Raw genomic sequence first — 16,874 nt, 5'->3', positions numbered from 1 at the left:
GATTCCCGAACCGCACGACGGGTGGGGCCTCGGGTTGACGGTGCGCACCCGGACCGGTAGCCACGACGGCTCAGCCCTCCATGCCGACGGCTCCCCGATCCTGCACGCCGGAGCGCGTCAGCGCGAGGGCCGCGATGTCGTCGTCGAGCCTTCCGCCGCTGTGCTGGAGCAGATCCCGGTGCAGCTGGTCCAGCAGCTCGCGGGGCTGCTCCAGGCCCTGCCGCCGCATCCAGTCCCGCAGCGGGAAGAACTGTCCGGCGTGGTCCCGGGTCTCCGATACTCCGTCCGTGTACAGCAGCAACTGGTCACCCGGGGCGAAGGCGACGCTGTCGACGCAGTAGCGGTCACCGATGAGCGCCGCGAGGTTGAGGGGCGGGGAGGGGACTGTGGGCTCCAGGACCCGGACCTTCCCGCCATGCGCGATCAGCGGCGGGGGGTGCCCGCAGTTGAGAAGCCGTAGGTGGCCGCCCCCGTGCGGGATCTCGGCCAGGATCGCGGTGGCGAAGTGCTCGGGCTGGTCCGGCGCGGGAAACGCGGCGCTGTGGCGCGTGACGGTGGTCTCCAGGCGGTGAACGATGCCCCGCAGGTCGGGCTCGTCGTACGCGGCCTCCCTGAAGCAGCTGATCACCGCCGAGGCCGCCCCCACTGCGGACAGACCCTTGCCCCGTACGTCGCCTATGAGCAGCCTGACCCCGTGCGGTGTACCGATCGCCTCGAAGAAGTCGCCGCCGATCCGGGCCTGCTCCTGGGCCGCCAGATACAGCGACTCGATCTCGACGTCGGCGATGCGGCGCGGCAGCGGGCGCAGCAGCACCTTCTGGGCCGCGTCGGCGACGAGCCGGACCTGGAAGAGTATTTCCTCTCGCTGGAGTCGGACATGACTGCCGTATGCGGCCGCCAAGGTGACCGCGACGATCGCGGCCGACGTGTACTGCGTCCCCAGATCGGTGTAGAAGAAGCTGAGGACGATCATGAGCAGCAGGCAGAACGCCCCCAGCAGCATCGTGGGGAGAACGGGCCACATGGCGGCGGCAAGGGCCGGTGCGGCGGGCAGAAGGCGGCTGACGGCGATCTCCCTGGGTGTGGAGAACGCCAGGCCGGCGATGAGGACGGTCAGGACCACGGGTGCCAGCCGGGCAGCTTCCCATCGGCCGCTGTAGGCGGGGCGACGGCGCCACAGCCGTGCAGACATGATCACAAAATGCATCATATCGGCCTAAACGGGCATCAGGCACGGAAGGATCATGTGCCGCGCGCGAGAATCTGCGGTGCGCGGCCCCGCCGGGAGGGGCTGAGACCATGCGGCACATCGCCGTAGAGACACCCGAGGTCGGCCGAGCAAGGATCGGTCGGGCTCTGGCCACTCGGGATCACCGGTGTTAGAAAGGTCGCATGGCGAGTCGTTTCGCCCGTTTTCTACGCCTATCAGTCAAGCGCCTGATCAGCAAGAGCACGCGGAGCGTAGCCGGGCAGGTGTTGGTTTTCCAGGTGGCTCTGGTAGTGCTGCTCGTCACCTGCGGCGTCTTCGCTCTCATCCTGCAGTCGGAGCGGGACACCAACGCCGAGGCCAGGCGCCGCTCCACGGCCGTCGCGCAGACCTTCGCGCACGCACCAGGCGTCCTGGCGGCTTTGCAGAGCCCGGACCCGAGCAAGATTCTCCAGCCGCTCACCGAGGCGGCACGCCGGGCCGCGGGCGTCGACTTCATCGTGGTCATGGACACCAAGGGCATCCGGTACACGCACCCCTTGCCGGACCGGATCGGAAAGCGGTTCGTGGGCGAGATCGGGCCCTCGCTGGCCGGGAAGGTCTATGTGGAGAGCGTCAACGGCCCGCTCGGCCGCGAGGTGCAGGCCACGGTCCCCATCGAGAACGCCGACAGCGAGGTGGTGGCCCTCGTCTCGGCCGGAATGAAGGTCAAGAACGTCGAGAGTGAGCTGGCCCGGCAACTACCGATCATCCTGGGCGCCGGGGCCGGAGCGCTCGTGTTGTCCACCGGCGTGACGGCACTGGCGGGCAGGCGGCTGCGACGGCAGACCCACAGCCTGGCACCGGACGAGATGACCCTGATGTACGAGCACCACGACACGGTGCTGCACTCCGTTCGGGAAGGGTTGCTGATCGTGGCCGCCGACGGGCGGCTGATGCTGGCGAACGACGAGGCCAGACGGCTGCTGGAGCTGCCCCCGGACGTCGAGGGACGGCATGTCTCGGAGCTGCCGGGCCTCGATCCCGAGACGAAGGCGCTGCTCACCTCCGGGCGCGAGGCCACCGACGAGGTGCACCTCGCGGGAGAGCGGCTGCTCGCGGTCAACCAGCGGCCCACGGATCGCGCGGGAGGCCCCGAGGAAACGGTGGTGACGCTACGCGACTCCACCGAGCTGCAGGCGGTGACCGGCAGGGCGGAGGTGGCACGGGAGCGGCTCCGGCTGCTGTACGACGCCGGACTCCACATCGGTACCACCCTGGACGTGCTGCGCACCGCCGACGAGTTGGCGCGGGTCCCCATTCCTCGCTTCGCGGACTTCGTCACCGTGGACCTGGCCGACGCCGTCCTGCACGGCGAGGAGCCGGCCCCCACGGGCACGGACATGCGCCGCGCGGCCGTGAGCGGCATCCGGGACGACCATCCGCTCTCCGAACAGGGCCGGCTCTTCGACTATCAGCCCGCCACGCCCCAGGCGCGCGGCTACGGCAGCGGCCGCTCCCAGTTGGTGAGCGATCTGCCGAACGCCACGGGCTGGCGCGTGCAGGACCCGACGCGCGCCAAGGCGATCATCGACTACGGCATCCATTCCCTCATCACCGCACCGATCCAGGCCCGTGGCGTCGTGCTGGGCATGGCCAGCTTCTGGCGCGCGCAAGAGCATGAGCACTTCAACGAGGAGGATCTGTCGCTGGCGGAGGAGCTGGTGGCCCGTGCCGCGATCAGCATCGACAACGCCCGCCGCTACACCCGCGAGCACACCCTGGCGGTGACCCTCCAGCGCAGCCTGCTGCCGCAGGCCATGCCCGAGCAGAACGCCCTCGACATCGCCTATCGCTACCTCCCCGCCCAGTCGGGCGTGGGCGGAGACTGGTTCGACGTGATCCCCATGCCGGGGAGCCGGGTGGCACTGGCCGTCGGCGACGTGGTCGGCCACGGCCTCCACGCCGCCGCCACGATGGGACGGCTGCGGACCGCGGTGCACAACTTCTCCGCCCTCGATCTGCCACCCGACGAGCTGCTCAGCCATCTGGACGACCTGGTCGGAAGCATCGACCAGAACGAGGCGGCGGAGAGCGCGGCGGGCGTCGTGGGCGCCACCTGCCTGTACGGGATCTACGACCCCGTGACGCGCCACTACGTCATGGCGCGTGCGGGGCATCTGGCGCCCGCACTTGTCCACCCCGACGGAACCGTCACCTTCCCGGACGTGCCGGCGGGTCCGCCGCTGGGCCTCGGCGGCATGCCGTTCCAGACCGCGGAGCTGTGCCTCGCGGAGGGAACCCAGCTCGTCCTGTACACCGACGGCCTCATCGAGGACCGCAGGCGTGACCTGGACGTGGGCATGGAGCTGCTGCGCGACGCGCTGGCCGGCCACCCCGGCCGACCGCCCGAGGAGACCTGCCAGGACGTACTGCACAGCCTGCTCCCCGAGCGCCCCAAGGACGATGTCGCCCTGCTCGTCGCCCGCACCCGGGAACTGCCGCCCGACCGGATCGCCGACTGGGACGTACCACCGGACCCGGCCGCCGTCGCGGGCATGCGCGACGCCGTGTCCCGAAGGCTCGAAGCGTGGGGCCTGTCGGAGTTCGGCTTCACCATGGAGCTCATCCTGAGCGAGCTCGTCACCAACGCCATCCGCTACGGCTCCGGGCCCATCCACGTACGGCTGATCCACGACCGTGCGCTGATCTGCGAGGTGGCCGACGGCAGCAGCACCTCACCGCATCTGCGGTACGCCGCGACGACGGACGAGGGAGGCCGGGGACTGTTCCTGGTGTCGCAGATGGCCGAGCGCTGGGGCACCCGGTACACCCCGCAGGGCAAGGTGATCTGGGCCGAACAGACCCTGCCCGAGGCCGGCCGTCGGCCCGTCCCCGCACCGGCCGACGCCGGCCCACCCGTCACACGGGGTGATCGGGGCGGTGGAGAAGCGGGCGCAGGGTCTCGATGACGGTCGGGTCGTCCACCGTGGAGGGGATGGGTTCGTCGTGGCCGTCGGCGATGCCGCGCATCGTCTTGCGCAGGATCTTCCCCGAGCGCGTCTTGGGCAGGGCGGCCACGATGGCGACCTCCTTGAGGGAGGCGACGGCGCCGATGCGCTCGCGGACGAGCTGGACGAGCTCGGCCTCGACCTCGCCCGGGTCGCGGACGGCGCCCGCCTTCAGGACGACGAAGCCGCGCGGGACCTGCCCCTTGAGGGCGTCCGCGACGCCGATGACGGCGCACTCGGCGACATCGGGGTGAGCGGCCAGGGCCTCTTCCATGCTGCCGGTGGACAGCCGGTGTCCGGCGACGTTGATGACGTCGTCGGTGCGGCCCATGACGTACACGTAGCCGTCCTCGTCGAGGTGTCCGCTGTCGCCGGTGAGGTAGTAGCCGTCGTAGGCGGAGAGGTAGGAGGCGACGTAGCGTTCGTCGTCGTTCCAGAGAGTGGGCAGCGAACCGGGCGGCAGGGGGAGCTTCACGACGATCGCGCCGTCGACGCCGGCCGGCACCGGCTGCCCCGAGGGGTCGAGGACGCGGACGTCCCAGCCCGGCAGCGGAAGGGTGGGCGAGCCGGGTTTGACGGGGGCGGCCTCGATGCCGACCGGGTTGGCGACGATCGGCCAGCCGGTCTCCGTCTGCCACCAGTGGTCGATCACCGGGATGTCCAGCAGGGCGCTCGCCCAGTGGTAGGTCTCGGGGTCGAGACGCTCACCGGCGAGGAAGAGGTACCGCAGCCGGGAAAGGTCGTAGTCCGAGGTGAGGGCGCCCTTCGGGTCCTCCTTGCGGATGGCGCGGAAGGCGGTGGGCGCCGTGAACATGGTCTTGACGCCGTACTCGGCGGCGACCCGCCAGAACTGGCCCGCGTCCGGGGTACCGACGGGCTTGCCCTCGTACAGCACGGTCGTGGCACCGGCCAGCAGCGGCCCGTAGACGATGTACGAGTGCCCGACGACCCAGCCGACATCGGACCCGGTGAACATCGTCTCGCCCGGGCCGATGTCGTACACGGCGCCCATCGACCAGTGCAGAGCCACGGCGCAACCGCCGCAGTCGCGGACAACTCCCTTGGGTTTTCCGGTCGTTCCAGAGGTGTAGAGGATGTAGAGGGGGTCGGTCGCGGCCACGGGAACACAGGCGGCCGGCGGTGCGTCGGCGACCAGGTCGGCCCAGTCGAGGTCGTCCGGCCCCAACTCGGCCCGTTCCTGCGGCCGTTGCAGGATCACCCGCTTCTGGGGCTTGTGCCCGGCGAGTTCGATCGCGCGGTCCAGCAGCGGCTTGTACGGGATGACGCGCTTGCCCTCGATGCCGCAGGAGGCGGAGACGACCACCTTGGGGGTGGCGTCGTCGATACGGACCGCGAGTTCGGGTGGGGCGAACCCGCCGAAGACGACCGAGTGGACGGCGCCGATGCGTGCGCAGGCCAGCATCGCGATGGCGGCCTCGGGAACCATCGGCATGTAGATCACCACCCGGTCGCCGTGCCCCACACCGAGCCCGGCGAGTGCCCCGGCGAAGGCCGCCACCTCGTCCCTCAGCTGCGCGTAGGTGTAGGTACGCCGGGTGCCGGTCACCGGGGAGTCGTGGATGAGCGCGGGCTGTTCGCCCCGGCCGGCCTCGACGTGCCGGTCCAGCGCGTTGAAGCAGACGTTGAGCCGGCCGTCCGGGAACCAGCGATGGAAGGGTGCGCCCGAGGAGTCCAGGGCACGGGACGGCGCCACCTCCCAGTCGACGCCCTCCGCCGCCCGCAGCCAGAAGCTCTCGGGGTCTTCGAGGCTGGCCCGAAAGACGTCCTCGTACATTCCCATCGCGCTCTCCTTGACCAGAGTCGTGGTGGCCTGACGGCCGCCATGTCACTGAGGTCATTCTGGATGCGTACGTCGATGGCGTGCGAGGGCGATGGCCCAGGCGGGGACCGGTCAGCCGTTGGCGAGCAGTTCCAGCGTGTCGATCACGCGGTGGGAGAAGCCCCACTCGTTGTCGTACCAGGCGACCACCTTGACATGGCGGCCGTCGACGCGGGTGAGGGCCGAGTCGAAGATCGACGAGGCGGGGTTGCCGACGATGTCGGACGACACGAGCGGGTCGTCGGAGTACTCCAGGACGCCCGCCAAGGGGCCCTCGGCCGCGGCGCGGTAGGCGGCCAGCACGTCATCGCGGGTCACGTCGCGGGCGACGGTGGTGTTGAGCTCCACGAGCGAGCCCACCGGAACCGGTACGCGGATGGAGTCGCCCGACAGCTTGCCGTCGAGGCGCGGCAGCACGAGGCCGATCGCCTTGGCGGCGCCCGTCGTGGTCGGCGCGATGTTGACCGCGGCGGCGCGGGCCCGGCGGGCGTCGCGGTGCGGGCCGTCCTGCAGGTTCTGCTCCTGCGTGTAGGCGTGCACCGTGGTCATGAATCCGTGCTCGATGCCGGCGAGTTCGTCGAGGACGGCGGCCAGCGGTGCGAGCGCGTTGGTCGTGCAGGAGGCGTTCGAGACGATCGTGTGCAGGGCCGGGTCGTAGACGTCGGTGTTGACCCCGTAGGCGAGCGTGATGTCCGCACCGTCGGACGGCGCGCTGACCAGGACCTTCTTGGCGCCCGCGTCGAGGTGGGCGCGGGCGGCCTTGGCGGAGGTGAAGCGGCCGGTCGACTCCAGCACGACGTCGACGTCGAGTTCGGCCCAGGGCAGCTGCGCCGGCTCACGCTCGGCGAGCACCGTGATGCGATGGCCGTCGACGACGAGGGTGTCGCCGTCCACGGTCACCGGGCGGCCGAGCCGGCCGGCCGTGGAGTCGAAGGCCAGGAGCCGGGCAAGGGCGGTGGGCTCGGTGAGGTCGTTGACGGCGACGATCTCGAGGTCGCTGTCGCGTTCGAGGAGGGCGCGCAGCACGTTGCGCCCGATGCGGCCGAATCCGTTGATGGCGATGCGAGTCATGGATGCCCCTTGGGTGTCCCTACGGTTCGTCACCACCAGCCTCGCCTGCGGGATCCGGCCGGGGCAGTGGCGGGAGCGCCATGGTTCGCAAGGATCGCGCCACGGCTCGGACGGCCTGCTATGCGCCGCGGGTGAAGGTGCGGCGGTACTCGCTCGGGGTGGTGCCGAGGATGCGCTGGAAGTGCATGCGCAGATTCGCGCCGGTGCCCAGACCCACGTCGCCCGCGATCTGCTCGACGCTCCGCTGCGACCGCTCCAGCAACTCGCGGGCCAGGTCGATGCGGGCCCGCATGACCCATTGCATCGGCGTGTATCCGGTGTCCTCGACGAAGCGCCGCGAGAAGGTGCGCGGTGAGACCGCCGCGTGTTCGGCGAGGGCTTCCAGGCTGAGAGGTTCGTCGAGCCGATGCAGGGCCCACTCGCGGGTGGCGGCGAACCGTTCCCCGAGCGGCTCGGGCACGCTGCGCGGGACGTACTGCGCCTGGCCGCCGCTGCGGTAGGGGGCCGCGACCAGGCGCCGGGCGGCGTGGTTGGAGGCGGCGACGCCGAGGTCAGCGCGCAGGATGTGCAGGCACAGGTCGATGCCCGAGGCGGCGCCTGCCGATGTCAGCACGCTGCCCTCGTCGACGAACAGGACGTTCTCGTCGACCCGGACGAGGGGGTGCTTCTCGGCGAGCGCCCGCGTGTAGTGCCAGTGCGTGGTGGCGCGCTTGCCGTCGAGCAGGCCCGTGGCGGCGAGCGCGAAGGCGCCGGTCGAGATGGCGGCGAGGCGGGTGCCCCGCTCGTGGGCGGCGGTCAGCGCGTCGACGACGGCGCGCGGCGGATCGTCACGGTCGGGGAACCGGTAGCCGGGTACGAAGACGATGTCGGCCCAGGCGAGCGCGTCGAGGCCGTCGGCGACGTGGTACGCCAGACCGTCCCCGCCGGTCACCAGTCCGGGCGCCGCACCGCACACCCGTACCTCGTAGGGCATGCTCGCGCGCCTCGTGAACACCTGTGCCGGGATGCCGACATCGAGCGGTTTGGCACCTTCGAGCACAAGGACGGCGACACGGTACAGGCGAGGGGGCGGCACGGGAACAGAGTACGAGCGGTCGGGGCCGCCACGATCATCCGCGACCCCTCCCTCTTGTCTCGAACGGCACACCACCCGTACGCTCCCTCCTCGTACCGACCGGCCGGTATGCCGTGTGGGAGCGTCGGTACGTGACTACGGCAGCCTGCCGACCGGGTCGGCCGTACCGGCCGCCGATCCCACGCGAGCGTCGAAGGAGCCGCCGGAGATGAGCAGCATCAACCGCCAGGTGCGCCTGGCCGCACGTCCCGTGGGAGAGCCGCGGGCCACCGACTGGGAGCATGTCGAGGAGCCGGCCGGGCAGCCCGGCGACGGGGAGTTCCTGGTGCAGGTGCTCTGTCTGTCGATCGACCCGGCGATGCGCGGCTGGATGAACGCGGGCCGGTCCTACATCCGCCCGGTGGAGCTCGGCGAGGTGATGCGGGCCGGCGCGGTGGGAAGGGTGATCGCCTCCCGGCACTCCGGGTTCGCGGTCGGCGACCATGTGTCGGGCTCGTTCGGCGTGCAGGAGTACTGCGTGTCCGACGGGCGCGACGTGACAAAGGTCGACCCGGCGGCGGCCCCCTTGCCGACGTATCTCGGCACGCTCGGCATGTCGGGCCTGACGGCCTACTTCGGCCTGATCGAGGTCGGGCGTCCCGAGCCCGGGCAGACCGTCGTGGTCTCCGGAGCGGCCGGGGCCGTCGGCAGCGTCGTCGGGCAGATCGCCAAGATCCTCGGCTGCCGGGTCATCGGCATCGCCGGCGGCGAGGCCAAGTGCCGCCTGGTGGTGGAGGAGTTCGGTTTCGACGCCGCGATCGACTACCAGAACGAGGACGTCCGCAAGGCGCTGCGCGAGCACGCCCCCGACGGCGTCGACGTGTACTTCGACAATGTCGGCGGAGACGTTCTGGACGCCGTGCTGCTGCGGCTGGCGCGCGGTGCGCGCGTCGTCGTGTGCGGTGCGATCTCCCAGTACAACAGCACCAAGCCACAAGGTCCCGCCAACTACCTGTCGCTGCTGGTGAACCGCGCCTCCATGACGGGCATCGTGGTGTTCGACTACGCCGACCGGTACGCGGAGGGCATCGCACGCATGGCCACGTGGCGGGCGGAGGGCCGGCTCAAGTCCCTGGAGGACGTGGTGTCCGGATCGGTCGCGGCGTTCCCCGACACCTTGATGCGGCTCTTCCGTGGCGACAACCACGGCAAGCTCGTGCTGAAGATCGCGGACTGACCGGGCCGAGGGGAGGGAGAGATCCGATGAAGGCACTGACCTACCACGGCCGTCACGACATCCGCTACGGCGATGTCCCCGACCCGGCCGTCACCAGCCCCACCGACGCGGTGGTGCAGGTGACCGCGGCCGGCATCTGCGGCAGCGACCTGCACATCTACGGCGGCAACCCGTTCAGCCCGGAACTGGGCTACACACCGGGACACGAGTGCGTCGGGGTGGTCGTCGACACCGGCGGCCAGGTCACCCGCGTCAAGCCCGGCGACCGGGTTCTGGTGCCCGCCTCGGTCGGCTGTGCGCACTGCCGATCGTGCGCGGCCGGGTTCACCGCCCGGTGCGAGCGTGCCAAGTCGAGCACGGAGCTCTGCTACGGAGTGAGCCCGCAGCTCCCGGGCAGCCAGGCCCAGGCCCTGGCGGTGCCCTACGCCGACGTCAATCTGGTGTCCCTGCCCGAGGACATCTCCGACGAGGCCGCGGTCGTCCTGACGGACAACGCTCCCACGGCCTGGTACGGCTGCCGCCGCGCCCGCATCCAGCCCGGCGAGACCGTCCTGGTCATCGGCCTCGGCCCGGTCGGCCTCATGGCGGCCCAGTCCGCCTTCGCGATGGGAGCCGCGCGGGTGCTGGGCGCGGACCTGGTCGCGGAGCGCCGCACCTTCGCCGCAACGCTGGGTGTCGAGCCGGTCGAGGGCGAGGACGTGCGGGCTGCCATACGGGAGATGACCGGTGGACGCGGGCCGGACGCCGTCGTGGAGGCCGTGGGCTCCGACACCACCATCGAACTCGCCCTCAAGGCGGTCCGGCAGGCCGGCCGGGTGAGTGTCATCGGGGTCAGCCAGAACAAGGCATTCCCCTTCCACATGGGACTGGCGCAGATCAAGGAGCTGGAATTCGCCATCGGCCTGTGCTCGGTGCACTACGAACTCCCTCCCCTGATCGCCCTCACCCGCGCCGGCCGGATCAAGCCCGAGGTCGTGGTCTCCCACCGCTTCGCCCTCTCCGAAGGCCCGGCGGCGTACGAACTGTTCGCGGGCCGCTCCGACGGCGTCCGCAAGATCCTCCTCGACCCCACCGGCTGAAGCGGCGCTCTCCTTCGCTCCCGTGGGCGGCATACCGCGCCGCCCACGGAAAGCGCCGGTCAGCGGACCGTCCGTACCGCCTCCTCGATGACACGGGTGACGTCCGGGTGGGACACGCTCACAGCGTGGGAGGACTGGATCTCCTCTATGTGGGCGTTGGCGCGCTCGGCCATGTAGACCTGAGCATCCCTGGGGATGATCTGGTCATGGGAGCCCACCAGGGCCCAGGAACGGATGGTCTTCCAGGCAGGCTCATCAGAGGGCTCGTTAAGGGCCGTGCCGGTCCCGGGACGCTGGGAGACCGCCATCAGACGGGCGGTGTCCGCGGGGACGTCCGCACCGAACGCCTGACGGAACTTGGACTGGTCGATGTAGAAGTCGAAGTCCTTGGACCCGTCGGGGTTGGTGATCGGGACGGGACGCAGAACGTCGCCGATGACGCTGCCCTCGAACTTGCTCACCAGCTCATTGGCGCTCTCCCCCTTGTCGGGGAGGAAGGCGTCGGCGTACACCAGTGCCTTGACGTTGGCGGAGCCGTAGGCAGCGTTGCTGATCACCGCTCCGCCGTAGGAGTGCCCGACGAGGACCACGGGCCCGTCGATGCTGGCCAGCAGGTTCTTGACCAGGGCGGCGTCGCTGCTCAGACCCCGCAACGGGTTGGCCGCGGCCACCACCGGGTAGCCGCCCTTCTTCAACTGTTTGATGACGCCGTTCCAGCTGGAGGAGTCGGCGAATGCGCCGTGCACGAGCACGACGGTCGGCTTGCCGCCCTTTGCGGACATGGTCTCGGCAGCGCTCGCCGGACCGACCGTCGTGGCGAAAAGGCCGGCAGCGGCAGCCGCCGTGGCTACGAGGGTGAGAGGGGTGCGGGCACGCCGAAGGCGCGGGAGACAGTACATGAGGAGCCCTTTCGAGGCGAAGGTTTCGACCATGTCCGGTCAGGTGGACATGGCCGCGGCAGGGCAGGGCGGCTGCCGCGGGTCATGGATGCGCACGAGCACCGAGGCGGGCAGGCAGCCGAGTGAACGGCTTCAGCGCTGCTCGTTCTTCAGGTGCTGCGCCTGAACAGCGCAGGACTCTCAGCTGCTGTGAAGGACGGTGCGCAGGGTATGGATGGCCTGCTCCGTCGCAGCGGTTGTGGCCTGCGTGTGCCGCAGGGGGTTGAGCATCATGAAGTCGTGCAGGATGCCGTTGTAGCGGATGCTCGTGGTGGGCACGCCGGCCTTGGACAGCTTGCGGGCGTACGCCTCGCCCTCGTCCCGCAGCACGTCGTTCTCGTCCACGATGACAAACGCCGGCGGTAGCCCGCGCAGCTCCTCAAGGCTCGCGCGCAGCGGCGAGGCGGTGATCTCCGCCCGCTGGGCGGGGTCGGTGGTGTAGCAGTCCCAGAACCAGGCCATGCCCCTCGCGGTGAGGAAGGGCCCGTTCGCGAACTCCCGGTAGCTGTCGGTGTCCTGAGCCGCGTCCGTCACGGGGTAGTACAACGACTGGTGGACAAAGGTCACGTCACCGCGCTGCTTGGCCATGAGGGTCAGCGCCGCGGTCATGTTGCCGCCGACGGAGTCGCCGGCCACCGCCAGCCGGGAAGCGTCCAGGTCTTCCCCAGCACCCTTCTCGGTGATCCAAAGTCATGAGTGCCGGCGTTGCCGAGGACCCAGCCGCCACCGTGCACGTACAGGACGACCGGCAGCTCGCCCTGGCTGCCGACGGGCCTGACGATACGTACCCGCACATCGCCCACATCGGCGGGCACCGTGATCCACTTCTCCTCCACGTCCGGCTTCTCCACGGGTGACGCCTGGAGGTCGTCCAGGACCTTCCGAGCGCCCTGAGGGCCTAGTTCGTACAGAAACGGCGGGTTGGCCGTCGCATCGGCAAGCGTCTGAGCTGCAGGTTCCAGAACGGGACTCATCATCACTGCACTCCTTGGCCATCGGGCTTTTGCCCTGGTTTTGCCCTTATGACAAAGAAGGTGCGAAACCTGTGACACACCCCGACCCGAACCACCCCGGGGTTCGGTAGCGCGGGATCTTGCGCCCAGACTGCAACCGCTTGCCCTCCGTTCCCGTCTGTCCCACGGGTGGCTGACCGTCGGCCGTCCGGCTGACCCGCGCAGGCGGGCGGCCATGTTGATGCTTGGACGGACATGCAGAAGAAGACCGTAATCATCGTTGGTGTGTGCGTGGGTCTGTGCGCCGGCGCCTGGGCCATCACGCCGGTTCTGAAACAGCACAACGAGTCCTTCCCGGACGCGTTCAACGACCACTTCCTCAAGGAACGGGTCAAGACCTTCGCGACCACGCGCGACGCTCCCCAAGTGGGCGACGGCGAGGGAATGTTCGTCCTTCCGGACTGGGTCCCCGAAGATGCCACGGACATCAAGGTCAAGATCCAGACCGATGGCAACGCCGAGCTGATCCGTTTCACGCTCGCCGACGGCCGGCCGAAGCTCGACAACGGGAAGGGCTGCTCCAGTGGTGGCGTCTTCGGCGACAGCCCGTCGCTCGTCGCGGACTGGTGGGGACAGGGAATCGGCGAGGGGGACGGACGACCGGACTGCTCCGGGCAGTACCAGTTCCGAGTGGTGGTCAAGGACGGCAAGGCCTACGCCTGGAGCAACGGCGACCTGGTGGAAGGCTGACCTCGCAGGCGCGACCTCTGCCCGGGACCGGGCTGACAGCCCTCAACCCCCCTCCTAAATCTGTGGTGCCCGGGAGGAGTTGGCCGCTACCCTCCGGCTGGGCAGAGCGAGGTGGGTGACCGCGAGGGGAGCCGGGCATGGGGACTGGGCGTGTGCGGACCGGCCGTTTGGGTTTGCTGACCGAGCAGTTCGACTGCGCCAGGGAGAGGGCGCAGGTGCGGCTGACGGGGCTCAGCGACGAGGAGTATCTGTGGGAGCCGGTACCGGATTGCTGGTCGATCCGGCGCCGGAGCGAGGCGACGACGCCCAGGGCGTTCGGGCCCGGCGACTGGGTGCTCGACCAGGGCGCCCCCTACATCCCGGCGGGCGAGTACGCCGAGGTCGCCCGGCAGGCGGCCGACGGCATGTCGGTTGCCAAGATCGCCGACGACTGGAGCGTCAGCGTCGAGCAGGTCGAGGCGATCCTCAACCACTCCGGCCCGCCGGAGCCCGAGGTGACCCCGGTGACGACGATCGCGTGGCGGCTGGGGCACCTGCACTACTGCTTCGCGGGCGAATGGGAGTGGACCTTCGGCGAACGGCGGCACGAGCCGAAACTGCTGGTCGACTTCACCCCCAGCGCCACCCTGGCACTCGAGCGGTTCTGGGCACTGATCGACCGCTGGCGCGACAGCGTCGGCACCGTGACCGACGCACAACTCGACACCGTCGGCTTCTCCCAGTACCCGTACGGCTCCAATCCCGACGAGTCGTACCTCGACGTGTTGTGGGGGGCCAACCTCGAATTCATCCACCACATGGCCGAGATCGCCCTCCTGCGTGACCTGTGGCAAGCCCGCTTCAGCGCACGCGGGTAGAGCCGGGTCCGGGTCGGGAGGACGGGTTCCGGGGAGGAAATTCCCTGGCGTGGGGATCGGGAACGGGCGGAGACTCGTCTCATGGCTGACTTTGGGGCGTTCCGGGAGGCGGTCACCGCGTGGGCGGCCGGCGGCCCCGACGGCCACGCACACGAACTGGCCGCGCGGCTGCCTGTGCGGGCGGCCGTCCTGCTCGAAGGACCGAGCGACGTGGCGGCGGTCAATGCGCTGGCCGAGCGGCGCGGCCGGGACCTGGAGGCCGAGGGAATCTGCGTCCTGACCATGGGTGGCGCCATGAACGTCGGGCGCTACGCCCGTCTCCTCGGTCCACCCGGCCTGGGCCTGCGCCTCACGGGGCTCTGCGACGAAAGAGAACGGCGCTACTACACCCGTGCCCTGGAGCAGGCCGGTGCCGCACCGCCGAGGTACTTCGTCTGCGCGGCGGACCTGGAGGACGAGCTCATCCGCGCCCTGGGCACGGGCCAGGTGGAGGAACTCGTACGAGGGGAGGGTGACCTGCGCGCCCTGCGGACCTTCCGGTCCCAGCCCGCGCAGCAAGGACGCACCGCCCACCAGCAGTTGCGGCGGTTCCTCGGCACGAAGAAGGGGCGCAAGATCCACTACGGCCGCGTCCTCGTCGACGCCCTCGACCCCGACCACGTACCCGCCCCGCTCGTCGGCCTGCTGGCCAGCCTCTGACAGCGGCCGGCACCCGCTTCGAGAGCGGTCGCCTCGTCGAACGCCCCGAGGGGTCCGCCCCGGCGTGACACCCCTCAACCGACCTGCAACTACTGCCTGTTGCTCAGGGAACCAGCGCCCATGGCACTACGCTGCTGTGTCGTGCTGGAGACGCGTCTCGACACTGATCGGATCCGGGCGGCTCGCCAGGTCATCGACCCGGTCTTTCTCGACACTCCGCTGTACCGCTGCGAGGCGCTGGAGTCCGGTCTCGGGTGCGCGGTGAGCATCAAGCTCGAAACGGCGAACCCGGTCCGCAGCTTCAAGGCCCGCGGCACCGAGGTAGTCGCGAGCCTGCTGGCCGACCAAGCCTCGCGAGCCGCGGTGTGCGCGAGCGCGGGCAATCTTGGCCAGGCCCTCGCGTGGTCCGGTCGCGGCCGGGGACTCGACATCACAGTCGTGGCATCCCGCTTCGCGACTCGGGCCAAGCTTGATCGCATCCGCGCATGGGGCGCCGGGTTGGAGCTGGTGGACGGCGACCACGAAACGGCCCGCGAGCGGGCGGCGGCCATCGCACGGTATGACGACATCCGGCTGGTCGAAGACAGCCTGGACATCGAGACCTGCGAGGGCGCGGCGACCATCGGCCTGGAGCTGGTGGACACCGCGCCGTCGTTCGACACCGTCCTGATCGCTCTCGGCGGCGGGGCGCTGGCCACCGGTGTGGGTCATGTCGTGAAGGCCCTGGCACCCGAAGTCGAGGTGATCTGCGTCCAGCCGCTGGGCGCACCGGCGCTGACACGCTCGTGGCACAGGCGACGTGTCGTCACCACCGACTCGACCGACACCATCGCTGACGGCGTCGCCGGCCGGTGTCCCATCCCGGCCGTCCTGGACGACCTGCTCCTGGTCGCTGACGACGCCGTCCTGGTCCAGGAGGCGTCGATCATCGCCGGTATGCGGATGCTCCTCGACCATGCCGGCCTCGTCGTCGAGCCTTCGGCCGCGCTCGGCATCGCGGCGATCCTCGAAGACCGTGACCGCTTCGCCGGCCGACACGTCGTCACCATCGTGTGCGGCAGCAACGTCGATCTGGACGCCTACCACCGCTGGGTCGGGACGGCTCCCCTCCACCGGTCTTGACCGCCCCGGGCTTGGCCCACGTTGCTACAGAGCGATCAGACCGGCTGTCGTTTCGCTGAAGCCACAGACATCGCAATAGAACGAACGCAGGTGCTCCTCGAAGTCGACGTGAAGCCACTCGCACTTCGCGGCACGCGCTTCCTCGGCCGCCGTTGCGACGAGCTCGGCACCGACTCCCTTTCCCCGGCAATGCCGGGCGACGACCGTGTCCAGGACGACAGCATGAACCGTCAGCTTGGAGCCCATTGAGGCCAGCATTGCCGAAGTCGCCCCGCCACTCGTAGATCGTAATGTCCGTGATGGGGCATCGCTTACCTGTGCGGACCACGACAGGGTGCTCCATCCAGGGTTAGAGTGCCGTCGCTCCCCACGCCCAGCTGAAGGCCATAGGAAGGCAGCGCGTTCCGTGAACCACACCCACGAGTCCACCGGCTCCGTCGGCGAGCGCCGCCTGCAGCACCTTCTCGGCACGGCCGACCAGGCCGCCACTTTCTACGACCGCCAGGTGCAGACCCGTCTGACCCCGCAGATGGCGGATTTCATAGGGCGGCAGACCATGGCGTTCCTGTCCACGTCGGACGCCGGCGGAGCCTGTGACGTCACGTTCCGTGCCGGTCCCCCGGGCTTCGTCACCGTGCTGGACGACGGCACCCTCACCTACCCCGAGTACCGTGGCAACGGGGTCCTCGCCAGTGCGGGGAACATCACCGAGAACCCGCATATCGGCCTGCTCTTCGTCGACTTCGCCCAGGACCACATCGGCCTGCACGTCAATGGCGCCGCTCGGCTCCACCGGGACGAGGACCAACGGCGCGCCTACCCCCGCCTTCCTGTGGACACCGCTCCAGGACGCAGGCCCGAATTCTGGGTGCACATCACGGTGGAGGAGGCGTATGTGCACTGCTCCAAGCACATCCCCCACCTCGTGCCGGCGCCGCGTCCCCGCCCGGGGGCCCAGCGGCCAAAGGACGCCGACTACTTCGTCCCCCGCGCCGAGCACGAGTCCCCGGCGCACGAGGGCGAGCAGCCTGCCGGAACTCGCACCGGATCCCTGCCGGGCAGGGGTTGACCCGTGAC

General features: G+C 70.0%; 14 protein-coding genes and 1 pseudogene. 8 read left to right on the top strand and 7 right to left on the bottom strand.

Translation table 11 applies throughout. From position 1 onward, the window contains the following. Positions 1-70: 70 nt before the first annotated feature. Complete coding sequence (locus ACIA8X_RS31095; protein ID WP_393444265.1) at positions 71-1,192, bottom strand: PP2C family protein-serine/threonine phosphatase; 1,122 nt, start codon at positions 1,190-1,192, stop codon at positions 71-73. Positions 1,193-1,392: 200 nt separating this feature from the next. Between ACIA8X_RS31095 and ACIA8X_RS31090 the strand changes: the two genes are divergently transcribed. Next, complete coding sequence (locus ACIA8X_RS31090; RefSeq protein ID WP_393444267.1) at positions 1,393-4,158, top strand: SpoIIE family protein phosphatase; 2,766 nt, start codon at positions 1,393-1,395, stop codon at positions 4,156-4,158. Here the strand turns inward: ACIA8X_RS31090 and ACIA8X_RS31085 are convergent. The 3 genes from ACIA8X_RS31085 to ACIA8X_RS31075 form a co-directional block, all read right to left on the bottom strand. Further along, a complete protein-coding gene (locus tag ACIA8X_RS31085) occupies positions 4,109-5,998 on the bottom strand; it encodes a propionyl-CoA synthetase (RefSeq protein WP_399459667.1) in 1,890 nt (629 codons plus the stop codon). The genes ACIA8X_RS31090 and ACIA8X_RS31085 overlap by 50 nt on opposite strands. A 111-nt stretch (positions 5,999-6,109) precedes the next feature. Next, complete coding sequence (gap, locus tag ACIA8X_RS31080) at positions 6,110-7,108, bottom strand: type I glyceraldehyde-3-phosphate dehydrogenase (RefSeq protein WP_399459666.1); 999 nt, start codon at positions 7,106-7,108, stop codon at positions 6,110-6,112. Positions 7,109-7,226: 118 nt separating this feature from the next. Beyond that, positions 7,227-8,183, bottom strand: coding sequence for a GlxA family transcriptional regulator (locus ACIA8X_RS31075; RefSeq protein WP_393444273.1), 957 nt, complete (start codon positions 8,181-8,183; stop codon positions 7,227-7,229). Positions 8,184-8,391: 208 nt separating this feature from the next. On the opposite strand from ACIA8X_RS31075, the gene ACIA8X_RS31070 reads away from it, so the two are divergent. Together ACIA8X_RS31070 and ACIA8X_RS31065 are read left to right on the top strand one after the other, a co-directional pair. Next, positions 8,392-9,399, top strand: coding sequence for an NADP-dependent oxidoreductase (locus ACIA8X_RS31070; protein WP_399459665.1), 1,008 nt, complete (start codon positions 8,392-8,394; stop codon positions 9,397-9,399). Between the two features lie 26 nt (positions 9,400-9,425). Then, positions 9,426-10,478 (top strand): alcohol dehydrogenase catalytic domain-containing protein, encoded by a 1,053-nt coding sequence (locus ACIA8X_RS31065; RefSeq protein WP_393444277.1) that lies wholly within the window; start codon positions 9,426-9,428, stop codon positions 10,476-10,478. Between the two features lie 59 nt (positions 10,479-10,537). Here the strand turns inward: ACIA8X_RS31065 and ACIA8X_RS31060 are convergent, their stop codons facing one another. Both ACIA8X_RS31060 and ACIA8X_RS31055 read right to left on the bottom strand, forming a co-directional pair. Continuing rightward, positions 10,538-11,377 (bottom strand): alpha/beta fold hydrolase, encoded by an 840-nt coding sequence (locus ACIA8X_RS31060; RefSeq protein ID WP_399459664.1) that lies wholly within the window; start codon positions 11,375-11,377, stop codon positions 10,538-10,540. Between the two features lie 180 nt (positions 11,378-11,557). Continuing rightward, positions 11,558-12,393: pseudogene (locus tag ACIA8X_RS31055) on the bottom strand (alpha/beta hydrolase). A 231-nt stretch (positions 12,394-12,624) separates the two neighbouring features. Here ACIA8X_RS31055 and ACIA8X_RS31050 point away from each other — a divergent pair. From ACIA8X_RS31050 to ACIA8X_RS31035, 4 genes are all read left to right on the top strand, one after another. Continuing rightward, positions 12,625-13,119 carry a hypothetical protein gene (locus tag ACIA8X_RS31050; protein ID WP_399459663.1) on the top strand — a complete coding sequence of 165 codons (495 nt, stop codon included), beginning with the start codon at positions 12,625-12,627 and terminating at the stop codon, positions 13,117-13,119. 137 nt (positions 13,120-13,256) lie between these two features. Next, positions 13,257-13,976 (top strand): DinB family protein, encoded by a 720-nt coding sequence (locus ACIA8X_RS31045; protein ID WP_399459662.1) that lies wholly within the window; start codon positions 13,257-13,259, stop codon positions 13,974-13,976. A gap of 81 nt (positions 13,977-14,057) precedes the next feature. Next, the gene (locus ACIA8X_RS31040; protein ID WP_399459661.1) at positions 14,058-14,675 is read left to right on the top strand and encodes a TOPRIM nucleotidyl transferase/hydrolase domain-containing protein; all 618 of its coding nucleotides are present in this window, start codon (positions 14,058-14,060) and stop codon (positions 14,673-14,675) included. A 120-nt stretch (positions 14,676-14,795) separates the two neighbouring features. Continuing rightward, complete coding sequence (locus ACIA8X_RS31035) at positions 14,796-15,797, top strand: threonine/serine dehydratase (RefSeq protein ID WP_399459660.1); 1,002 nt, start codon at positions 14,796-14,798, stop codon at positions 15,795-15,797. 24 nt (positions 15,798-15,821) lie between these two features. Here the strand turns inward: ACIA8X_RS31035 and ACIA8X_RS31030 are convergent, their stop codons facing one another. After that, a complete protein-coding gene (locus ACIA8X_RS31030; protein WP_399459659.1) occupies positions 15,822-16,043 on the bottom strand; it encodes a GNAT family N-acetyltransferase in 222 nt (73 codons plus the stop codon). 160 nt (positions 16,044-16,203) lie between these two features. Here ACIA8X_RS31030 and ACIA8X_RS31025 point away from each other — a divergent pair, with 160 nt between their 5' ends. Next, on the top strand, positions 16,204-16,866 hold the full coding sequence (locus ACIA8X_RS31025; RefSeq protein ID WP_399459658.1) for a pyridoxamine 5'-phosphate oxidase family protein: 663 nt from the start codon (positions 16,204-16,206) through the stop codon (positions 16,864-16,866). Positions 16,867-16,874: the final 8 nt, after the last annotated feature.

Origin of the sequence: Streptomyces sp. NPDC051738, assembly GCF_044453205.1 — a bacterium.
In the GTDB taxonomy this organism is placed as follows: Bacteria; Actinomycetota; Actinomycetes; order Streptomycetales; family Streptomycetaceae; genus Streptomyces.
The sequence above is the reverse complement of the archived record's forward strand: the minus strand, read 5'-3'. Positions and strand labels throughout refer to the sequence as shown.

Coding starts and splice junctions, on each gene's coding strand:
- ACIA8X_RS31095 (WP_393444265.1), bottom strand. CDS start 1,192: ATGTCTGCACGGCTGTGGCGCCGTCGCCCCGCCTACAGCGGCCGATGG.
- ACIA8X_RS31090 (WP_393444267.1), top strand. CDS start 1,393: ATGGCGAGTCGTTTCGCCCGTTTTCTACGCCTATCAGTCAAGCGCCTG.
- ACIA8X_RS31085 (WP_399459667.1), bottom strand. CDS start 5,998: ATGGGAATGTACGAGGACGTCTTTCGGGCCAGCCTCGAAGACCCCGAG.
- gap (WP_399459666.1), bottom strand. CDS start 7,108: ATGACTCGCATCGCCATCAACGGATTCGGCCGCATCGGGCGCAACGTG.
- ACIA8X_RS31070 (WP_399459665.1), top strand. CDS start 8,392: ATGAGCAGCATCAACCGCCAGGTGCGCCTGGCCGCACGTCCCGTGGGA.
- ACIA8X_RS31065 (WP_393444277.1), top strand. CDS start 9,426: ATGAAGGCACTGACCTACCACGGCCGTCACGACATCCGCTACGGCGAT.
- ACIA8X_RS31060 (WP_399459664.1), bottom strand. CDS start 11,377: ATGTACTGTCTCCCGCGCCTTCGGCGTGCCCGCACCCCTCTCACCCTC.
- ACIA8X_RS31050 (WP_399459663.1), top strand. CDS start 12,625: ATGCAGAAGAAGACCGTAATCATCGTTGGTGTGTGCGTGGGTCTGTGC.
- ACIA8X_RS31045 (WP_399459662.1), top strand. CDS start 13,257: ATGGGGACTGGGCGTGTGCGGACCGGCCGTTTGGGTTTGCTGACCGAG.
- ACIA8X_RS31040 (WP_399459661.1), top strand. CDS start 14,058: ATGGCTGACTTTGGGGCGTTCCGGGAGGCGGTCACCGCGTGGGCGGCC.
- ACIA8X_RS31035 (WP_399459660.1), top strand. CDS start 14,796: ATGGCACTACGCTGCTGTGTCGTGCTGGAGACGCGTCTCGACACTGAT.
- ACIA8X_RS31030 (WP_399459659.1), bottom strand. CDS start 16,043: ATGGGCTCCAAGCTGACGGTTCATGCTGTCGTCCTGGACACGGTCGTC.